The 3,094-nt window shown below is 64.8% G+C and carries 4 protein-coding genes; 1 reads left to right on the top strand and 3 read right to left on the bottom strand.

Annotation, left to right across the window (positions count from 1 at the left end; translation table 11 throughout):
- Window positions 1-391: GntR family transcriptional regulator (locus JOY90_RS17385; protein WP_291692349.1), on the top strand; the 391-nt coding region annotated here is incomplete at its 5' end.
- Window positions 392-521: 130 nt separating this feature from the next.
- Here the strand turns inward: JOY90_RS17385 and JOY90_RS17380 are convergent.
- The 3 genes from JOY90_RS17380 to JOY90_RS17370 all read right to left on the bottom strand — a co-directional run.
- Window positions 522-1,256, bottom strand: a complete 735-nt coding sequence (locus JOY90_RS17380) for an SDR family oxidoreductase (RefSeq protein ID WP_291692348.1) — start codon at window positions 1,254-1,256, stop codon at window positions 522-524.
- Window positions 1,253-1,984, bottom strand: a complete 732-nt coding sequence (locus JOY90_RS17375) for an SDR family NAD(P)-dependent oxidoreductase (protein ID WP_291692350.1) — start codon at window positions 1,982-1,984, stop codon at window positions 1,253-1,255. The genes JOY90_RS17380 and JOY90_RS17375 overlap by 4 nt, the downstream gene beginning before the upstream one ends.
- Window positions 1,985-2,050: 66 nt before the next feature.
- On the bottom strand, window positions 2,051-3,094 hold a 1,044-nt coding region (locus JOY90_RS17370), incomplete at its 5' end, for a hybrid-cluster NAD(P)-dependent oxidoreductase (protein ID WP_291692347.1).

Genomic DNA, 3,094 nt, shown 5'->3' with positions numbered 1-3,094 from the left:
GCGTTTGCAGACCATTCAGCGGGAATTCCGACGAGCAATTGAAGATGACGACCTTCGGGGACGCGTCTTCTCGAATGACGCGTTCCATCTTGCCATAGGCGAGATCGCCCGCAACGAATATCTTTTGCCAAGCCTTCGACGCCTGCTGATCGATCATTCCAGGATAGGGCGAGTGTTCTATGCAGGAGCTTCAGCCACTGCGGACCCGCGGAGCAATCTGACGGTTGCCGCCGATCAGCACGACGAAATTATCGACGCGATCAAGCAACGCGATGCTGACAGGGCGGCAGCGATCGTGCGGGAGCACTTCGAATTGTCCCGCCGGAACATGGCGTCGTACGCAATCCCCGACGGCATCGAAATTCCAGAGATTGTCGGAAATACTTCCTGACCAGGGTCGTTCGATCCGAACGAGGTCACTTTGGGAACCGAAAATGGAAAGGTCCGGGTACCACACACCGCCGACGGGGATCCGTTCACGCCGGATCGGGTGGTTCGCGTGGCTCGCGCAGGCGATGGCACTATGGCAGGCTGAGCTTGGCCATCCGGCCGCCGTCAACCGTGTAAACCTGTCCGGTGACGAAGCCGCTCTCCTCTGCCGCAAGAAAGGCAACCAGTGCTGCAACCTCGCCCGGCTTGCCGGTTCGGCCGATCGGATGGATGCGGCCGATCTCGCGCCGGAATGCGACGGGGTCCGGCATGCTTTCGATGAATTCGACGTTCAAGTCGGTATCGATCCAGCCCGGCGCGACCGCGTTGCAGCGGATGCCATCGGCCCCGGCATCGACGGCCACCGCCCGCGTCAGCCCATGTAGCCCCGCCTTCGAGGCGCAATAGGCTGCATGCCGTGGATTGGAACTGAGCCCCTCGATGGAGCCGATGTTCACAATGGAGCCGCGAGACTGGCGAAGGTGCGGCAGCGCCGCCGCGATCATGAGGAAGGGCGCCGTGAGATTCACGCGCAGGGTGCGCTCCCAGGCGTGGAGGCCCATGTCTTCGACCCCAGCCTCCACCATCATCCCCGCGTTGTTGACGAGGATGTCGAGCCTGCCCGCCTTGGCGATCACGGCCTGGATGACGTTCGCACCGGCCTCGGCATCGGCGAGGTCCGCCGCTATCGACTCGAACTCGGAAGACGCCACACGCTGCGCCGTGAAGACGCGTGCACCCTCGTCGCGCAACCGCTCGGCGATCGCGCGACCGATCCCGCTGCGTCCACCGGTGACGAGCGCGACCTTCCCGTCGAAGCGCCTCATCCGACCGGCTTCCCGCCATTGACCTCGACGAGCGAGCCGCACATGTAGCGTGCCGCATCCGAGATCAGGAACAGCACGACGTCCGCGATGTCGTCGGGTCGGGCGATACGGCCGAGCGGCACGGTTTTGCCAAGCTCGGCGACCGCATTGTCCGGATCGAATCCTCGCTTGGCGAAGCCGGAGCGCAACATCGGCGTGTCGACCTCGTTCGGACAGACCGCGTTGACCCGAATGCCTTGATGGGCGTGATCCATGCCCATGCACTGCGTGAGCGAGGCGAGAGCTGCCTTCGTCATGCAATAGAGCGCATGGTTCGGCCCTGGCCGCAGCCCCCAGCAGGACGCCACGTTGACGATCGCGCCGCCGCCGCCCTCGGCCATCAACGGGATTGCAGCGCGGCAGATCCGGAATGGGGCCTCGACGTTGACGCCGACCGAAAGCGTCCAATCGGCATCCGACGTCTCCGTCACCGGCCCCCGGGTGATGACGCCGGCGTTGTTGACCAGGATGTCGAGCCGACCGAGTGCGGCCGCGGCCGCATTGGGCAGACCGTCCGCGTATGCGCCATCGAGCAAATCTCCAGCCAAGCGCACCTCGGCCTCGATCCGCGCGGCGTCGCGGTCCGCAACCGCGACCGCCGCGCCCGCATTGCGCAACCTGGCCACGATGGCGCGACCGATTCCGCCGGCAGCCCCGGTCACGAGGGCGCCCTTGCCGCTGAGTCCCATCATATCCAACCTTTTCCTCTTAGAGCGGTGCGATGGAAGGAGGTGCGTATTCCGGGCGAACGGCCGTCAGGCGTCGACGGTCACGCGGCCGATCGGGTGCGAGCAGCAGGCCAGGATGTACCCGTCCGCGATGTCCTCGTCGGAGATGCCTCCATTATGGACCATGTGCACGTCCCCTGAGGTCTTCTGGATCATGCAGGTCCCGCAGACGCCGATCGTGCAGCCCGACGGGATGTTCAGCCCGGCGGACTTGGCAATGCGAAGGATCGTGTCTGCCTGGCTGCATTGCACCGTGACACCAGACGACTCGAAGACAAGCTCGGCCGGGTCGGCTTCCTTGGGGACGAAGTCTCCGATATCCGGCCCTTGGGCGTCTGTGTAGACGGGCTGGGTGAAGCTCTCCTGGAAGTAGCGCGACATGTCGAAACCGAGCGCGTTCAGCATGTCACGCACGCTCTTCATGAACGGCTCGGGTCCGCAGCAGTACACGTGCCGCTCGAGGTAATCTGGCGCGATCGCGCCGAGCAGAATCTGGCTCAGCCGCCCCCGATAGCCGGTCCATACGTCGAACGGATCCTCCTGCTCGACGATGAAATGGAGCTTGATCGAAGGAACCCGCGCCGCCATCAGCTCGAGTGAGCGGCGACATATGAGTTCAGAGGGGCGCTTAGCGCAGCTTACCAGGACAACGTCTATCCCGGTGCCCCGGTCGAACAGGTAAGTCGTCATCGACACGGACGGGGTGACGCCCGACCCGGCCGAGATGAACAGGTACTTCTCGCGTGCGTCAGGCGCGAGCGCAAAGGTTCCGGCTGGGCCCTTCGCACGGATCTGCATGCCGGGCCGGATGTTGTCGAGCATCCAGCGCGTCGCCACGCTGTTCGGCTGCGCCTTGACGGTGAGCGAGACGCCGAGCGGGCGCGAGGGCGAGGAGGATATCGTGTAGGTCCGCCATTCCGGTCCGCCCGGAACCGGCACTTCCAGCGTAAGGAACTGTCCCGGGCGGTAGCGGAAGGGAGCGCCGTTGGGTGCTACGAAGGATATCGTCGCAGTGTCCGGCGCTTCCGGGACCACGGAGCAGCACTCCAGCGGCTCGTCGTCCGTCCAGAC

Origin of the sequence: Bradyrhizobium sp. (assembly GCF_019242285.1) — a bacterium.
Lineage (GTDB): Bacteria > Pseudomonadota > Alphaproteobacteria > Rhizobiales > Xanthobacteraceae > Bradyrhizobium.
Note: the sequence above shows the minus strand (reverse complement) of the source record. Positions and strands in the feature narration are given on the sequence as shown.

Coding starts and splice junctions, on each gene's coding strand:
- JOY90_RS17380 (WP_291692348.1), bottom strand. CDS start 1,256: ATGAGGCGCTTCGACGGGAAGGTCGCGCTCGTCACCGGTGGACGCAGC.
- JOY90_RS17375 (WP_291692350.1), bottom strand. CDS start 1,984: ATGGGACTCAGCGGCAAGGGCGCCCTCGTGACCGGGGCTGCCGGCGGA.